Here is a 3,299-nt window from a genome sequence, read left to right as displayed (position 1 = left end):
TGGTATCTCTCCGGTCGGGCTACGCCCTCCCTACGAAACACCACCCCAGCGTTCTCATCCTGATTGACGCTCGACTCTCACCTTGTTTGTCGCGCGGCAGTTGAGCGCCTCGGTCAGCCCCCGCAACTCGGCATGGAAGGCCCCGCCGCTGCGGCGCACCTCGCCGATATGCCCGCGAAAGCGCAGGGCGCGCTGCGCCGGATCGGCCCAGTTCACCTGCCAGAGCCGCAGCTCGGCCCCGTCATAGCGCCCGGCGGCGATGTCGGCCTCGGTGATGGCGGCATCGCTCAGGGCCCCCATGGCCTCGGTATTGTCCACCGACAGCCCCGTGGCCGCGGTGATCGCCCGCGCGGTCAGACCCGATTGTGCCTGGAAGTCAACGCCTTCAAAGGCCAGGCTCAGGTCATGGTCAGTAAAGCCATGGGTCACGCCGTCAATCCGCGTGACGGCCCAGCACCGGCACAGCGTCGTCAGGCCCGTTTGCAGGTGATCCGCCAGCCCGGTCATACCCGCACCTCGATAACCGGCACGTCGGGCACCTCGCCAGCCTGGAAATTGGCCACGCTTGTGCGGATCTGGTCGATGTCAAAGCGCACCGGAACATCGAACTCGAAGCCCGCCGTCACCTCGGCCTGCAGATCGGGGGTTGGGCAAAGGTGACAAGGCCCGTGGTCACGTCGATGTCGTAATCCACGCCCTCCTTCACCGGATCGCCACTGATCTGGACATGCACACGCCCCGCCACGGGCTTGACGATCGGGCGCAGGTAGCTGTTTCCACCTGAACGATAGCTCTTGACCAATTGAAATTCCGTGTGAATTTCGTCACCCATGCCAAGCAACTGGTCACCGCCGTCAATCTCGCGCGAGGGCAGCGAAGATTTGAAATCGCCCCAGTCCTTCCAGCGAAACCCGTAGAGCTGGCCGTGGCGGGCCTCGAAGAAATCCACCAGCGCGGCCACGTCATCGAGCGAGCGCAGCCCCATCCCCGCGTCATAGCGGCGGCGCGAATGCGCCCAGGGGGTGTTGCGTTCCTCGAAGCCGTTGGCCAGCGTGACGACCTCGGTGCGCCGTTCCGGCCCGCCAATCGCGCCGAAGCTCAGCGATGCGGGAAACCTGCTCTCGTGAAAATTCATGCCTGCCTCCTCAGCGGTTGCGTTGGCCGCGCGCCACGAGACGCGACATCTGCGCGGCGATCTGGCCCTGGCTGCGCTGGAACCCTGCGACATCCGGCGTGGTGACGTTCATCGTCACGTTCACCATGCCCCCGCCCCGGCCGCGCACGCCCAGCTTGCCGTCGGGGCCGCGGGTCAGCGGCATGATCGCCTCGGGCCCCGCCTCGCCCATCACGCCGGTGCCGCCACGCATGGGAAAGGCCGTCGCCCGGTCGACGACCCCGCCGCGGGCAAAGGGCAGCACCCGGCCGCCGGACAGCGCGCCGCCCCGGGCGAAGGGCATCATACCCGAGACCAGCGAATTGACACCGTCGGCCAGCATCCCGCCGAAATGGTCGGTCACCGGTTTCATCGCGTTGTTGTAAACGGTTTTCGACATGGCCTCGGCCACGGTCGAGAGCGCGTCGGACAGTTTCATCCCGTCGAAGACCAGCCCGTCGAAGGCCCGCCGCAGCCCGCCGGAAAAGCCGCGCTCGAGCTTGCCGAGGTCGCGCGTCGTCTCGGTCAGGGCCGATTGCGTGGCCCGCAACCGCCCCTCGAAGGCATCGGTCAGCGTCGTTACCGATCCAAGTGTCTTTTCCAGTGCGCGGGCCTCATCCTCGAGCGCCTCGAACCCGTCAATCTCGTCCATCTTTCGCTCCTTCATCCGGGAAGGCCCGGCTCAGTTCCTCAAGGCGCCGGCGCGCCATGGGCGCGGCTGCGGTGTCCACGCCCAGCATCAGCCACAGCTCGGCCGGGGTAAGCGCCCAGAACTGCGCCGGGCGCAGCCCCAGATGGCCCAGTCCGGCCCGCATCAATGCCGCCCAGTCCATGGCCCCTACTCCGGCACGGCAAAGGCGCGGGCCAGAAGCTCGGCCGCGATCTGCGCGGCGCGCACCAGCCCGCCCTCGATCTCGGCACTGACCAAGTCGCGCGGGCCGCCCTGCCAGCCGCCGCCGCGCAGCCCGGCCACGATCAGCGCCAGAACGTCGCGGCTGGAATAGCGGCCCTCGTCGAAGCGACGCACCAGGTCGGGCAGGCTCTCGCCGCCCAGGGAATGCTCCAGCTCGGCCAGCGCCCCGAGGGTCAGCTTGCAGACATGCGCCTGCCCATCGATCACCAGCGCCACCTCGCCTGCCTGCGGGTTGACCATCACGGCAGCGCCGTGAAATCGACCGCGCCGGCTGAGGCCAGCGCCATCTCGTAAGTGGCCTCGCCGTCGTGGCTGCCGGCGTATTCGATCGACCCGACCTGGAACCGGCCCTGCACGGTGCCGAAATCGGGGATGATGACCTGAAACTCCGGCGTATCGCCGTCAAAGAAGATCTGGCGCACCCGCTCGTCGGTGGCCGCGTCGCGGAACACGCCCGAGCCGCTGATCTCGGCGGTCTTGACGCCCGCCCCGCCCAGCAGCTCGCGCCAGCCGCCGGTGCTTTCCATGCTGGTCACATCGACACTTTCGGAATTGAAGGCGATGCGCGTGGCGCGCAGGCCGGCGGCGGTCTGGAACTGGCCATCGCCGGTCATGTCGATCTTGATGAGAAGGTCCTTGCCGTTCTGGGCTGCCATGTGTCTTGCTCCGTTGGGTTGAAGGTCAGGTGTCGTCCACGCGGGCGCGGAAGGTCAGGTCGATGCGGCGCTGGTCGCCGGGGCGCAGGCGCCGGGCGCGGGCCCGGGAAAAGCCCAGCGCCACCAGCCGGCCGCGGCTCAGCGCCAGCGGCGCGTCGATCAGGGCGTCCGAGACGGCGCCGGCCAGCGCCTTGGCCTCGGCAAATCCGGCGGAATTGGTGATGACCGAGACGGTGAAATCATGGGTGGCGCCCTCGGCGCTCTGGTCCGCGGCCTCGCGCACCCGTTCCGGCCCCAGCGTGACGTAAAGCGCGGGTTCCGCCCCGGCGGGCAGCGCGTCGAAGATGTCGCCCCCCGACAGCGCGGCGACCTCGGCATTGCCTGCCAGCGCCTGATAGACGGCCGCCTGCAGGGCGGCGGAGATGGCATAGCTCATGCGATCACCTCTTGCTCGGTATCGGCCACCAGATAGCGGCCGTCGGTGTCGTCCTCGGCCACGGCCAGGATGCGAAAGACCCGGTCCCCCTCGCGAAACCGCTGGCCGGGGGCCGGCCGCGCGGGCGAGCCCGGCGGCGCC

At 68.7% G+C, this 3,299-nt stretch carries 5 protein-coding genes and 2 pseudogenes; all 7 read right to left on the bottom strand.

From position 1 onward, the window contains the following. Nucleotides 1–99 precede the first annotated feature (99 nt). Nucleotides 100–507 (bottom strand): annotated as a pseudogene (locus ACH107_RS31360) (DUF2163 domain-containing protein); the annotation flags it as partial. Beyond that, nucleotides 504–1,135, bottom strand: a pseudogene (locus tag ACH107_RS31355) (TIGR02217 family protein). The pseudogenes ACH107_RS31360 and ACH107_RS31355, both read right to left, overlap by 4 nt. A gap of 10 nt (nt 1,136–1,145) precedes the next feature. Further along, complete coding sequence (locus ACH107_RS31350; protein WP_310692117.1) at nt 1,146–1,805, bottom strand: phage tail tape measure protein; 660 nt, start codon at nt 1,803–1,805, stop codon at nt 1,146–1,148. Next, on the bottom strand, nt 1,792–1,986 hold the full coding sequence (locus ACH107_RS31345; RefSeq protein WP_412509567.1) for a rcc01693 family protein: 195 nt from the start codon (nt 1,984–1,986) through the stop codon (nt 1,792–1,794). Before ACH107_RS31345 ends, ACH107_RS31350 begins: the two co-directional genes overlap by 14 nt. Nucleotides 1,987–1,991: 5 nt before the next feature. Next, nucleotides 1,992–2,306 (bottom strand): gene transfer agent family protein, encoded by a 315-nt coding sequence (locus tag ACH107_RS31340; RefSeq protein WP_310692119.1) that lies wholly within the window; start codon nt 2,304–2,306, stop codon nt 1,992–1,994. Beyond that, a complete protein-coding gene (locus tag ACH107_RS31335) occupies nt 2,306–2,722 on the bottom strand; it encodes a phage major tail protein, TP901-1 family (protein WP_412509566.1) in 417 nt (138 codons plus the stop codon). Before ACH107_RS31335 ends, ACH107_RS31340 begins: the two co-directional genes overlap by 1 nt. A gap of 25 nt (nt 2,723–2,747) precedes the next feature. Next, on the bottom strand, nt 2,748–3,158 hold the full coding sequence (locus ACH107_RS31330; protein WP_412509565.1) for a DUF3168 domain-containing protein: 411 nt from the start codon (nt 3,156–3,158) through the stop codon (nt 2,748–2,750). Nucleotides 3,159–3,299: the final 141 nt, after the last annotated feature.

It is taken from the genome of Roseovarius halophilus (ex Wu et al. 2025), from assembly GCF_047086965.1.
This window is presented reverse-complemented; position numbering and strand designations above follow the sequence as displayed.